The sequence below is a fragment of the Sphingomonas sp. 179-A 2A2 NHS genome, assembly GCF_045371305.1.
Classification (GTDB): domain Bacteria; phylum Pseudomonadota; class Alphaproteobacteria; order Sphingomonadales; family Sphingomonadaceae; genus Sphingomonas.
The window spans coordinates 1-1,537 of the sequence record NZ_JBIQDE010000035.1 but is presented as its reverse complement, the minus strand read 5'-3'; the positions used below and the strand labels follow the sequence as shown (position 1 = coordinate 1,537).

Genomic DNA, 1,537 nt, shown 5'->3' with positions numbered 1-1,537 from the left:
CCCGCCAGCAGCGCGCCGAGGACGTAGACGAGGGCGTTGCCGCCCGCGGCCTGATCGGCACGCGCGACCGACGATCCGGCGCGGGCGCTCTTCGCCACCGACAGGCTGGCAGCGGGGTTGGCGGCAGCCGAGGCGGCGACCGGCGCGACGAGCATCGCAGCCGCAGCGGCGACGGCAGTGAACTTGGAAAGCATGGTGGTTACTCCGTTGTTGGCCGGGGCACGATGCCAAGTTGCCGGCCATCTTCCAACCCCCAGCAGGGTCAGATCGGCGCAACCGCCTCCCCCACACGCCCGATCACGCGCGAACGGTGTACCGACACGCGGCCGTTCGGTCGGTACGGTCGAGATCGGGAGGGCTGTTTAGCCTGTGCGCTGACCTAACCGCCAAGTGAGGAGGCGGATGAACGACTCCGGATCATCCAGGCGGAACGCGACACGAGCGAACGGACGCTCTCCTTTCAGGAGCGAACGACGATGCAGGGGGCGATCCAATCGCAGCATGATGTTCGGCCAGGCAAGCAGCGCTGCGTTCAAGGTCGCTGCGTCGCGTACCTCGTTCCCGGTGAAACCGCCTTCGACGGCAACGATTGCGTCAAATGGAACAAGTTGGTCGATCAGAAAGCCAGCCCGCACACGGACGCCCTCCGGCGTCAGCAGCACGGGCCTGAACCGGAACGAATAGATCAGGCCCACGAGGTACACGAACCCCACGTCACTTAGGACGAACATGACCAGCGTGGCGGTGCGGCTCCAATGGCCGACGAGCAGATGGTACACCGCGATCTCGATTGCCGAGAGGATCAGCAGCGCCGTGCACATCGGCGCCAAATGCTTGTGATAGGCGAAAGCGCGGGCGTTGGCCGGCACGTCCGCCGGTCCGCCCCACCGGAACAGCGCCATGTGGATCACCGTGATCTCCAGCACGGCAAACCGCACCAGCGCCGGCGGAAGAATCTCCGACGCGGCCGACACCCACCGCTCCTTGCGGCCGATGCCGGCCCGGCTTGCCGCCCGGCGCGCGCCGGCCAAGGCCCAGGCGACATGGCCCAGGACGACGGCCATCATCGCCAATGCAAGGATCGGCGTTGCGATCAGCACGTCCCGCATCGCCGATGGCGATCCCAGCCAGACGGTGAGGCTTGCGCCCGCCAGCACGCCCAGGACGGCGCGCCAGGCCGGCTTTCCGGCCGATCGGGCGATCAGTGACAGCATCAGCGTGTCTGCGACGATCCAAAGGAACAGCAATAGCGCGGCGAACGGATAGGTGGTCGCAAACGGCGTCCGTACCGCCACCCCGGCCAACGCAACGATGATAACGGGCGCGATGCTGGCGGCGACGTGTCTGCGATCAACGCTATCGCTGGTCTGGGTTGCCATGAAAGCCCCGTTTGCCTGGCCGAACGACTGGATGCTGGTCTAGCACCGCGTCAACCGTGCTTGTACGCTGACTTTGGCCGATCACCAGCATCGCCTCTTCAAAGTGGACGGGCCGAAACTTCACCCTTCCGGGACGCGCCTTCCGAGCTGGCTGCGAC

Annotated in this window: 2 protein-coding genes; both read right to left on the bottom strand. The window is 66.4% G+C overall.

Going from position 1 to position 1,537, the window contains the following annotated elements; genetic code table 11:
• The coding region (locus ACH0AE_RS17845) for a hypothetical protein (protein ID WP_406876171.1) at nucleotides 1-194 on the bottom strand (194 nt) is incomplete at its 3' end.
• Nucleotides 195-362: 168 nt separating this feature from the next.
• Nucleotides 363-1,379 carry a hypothetical protein gene (locus ACH0AE_RS17840; RefSeq protein WP_406876170.1) on the bottom strand — a complete coding sequence of 339 codons (1,017 nt, stop codon included), beginning with the start codon at nucleotides 1,377-1,379 and terminating at the stop codon, nucleotides 363-365.
• Nucleotides 1,380-1,537: the final 158 nt, after the last annotated feature.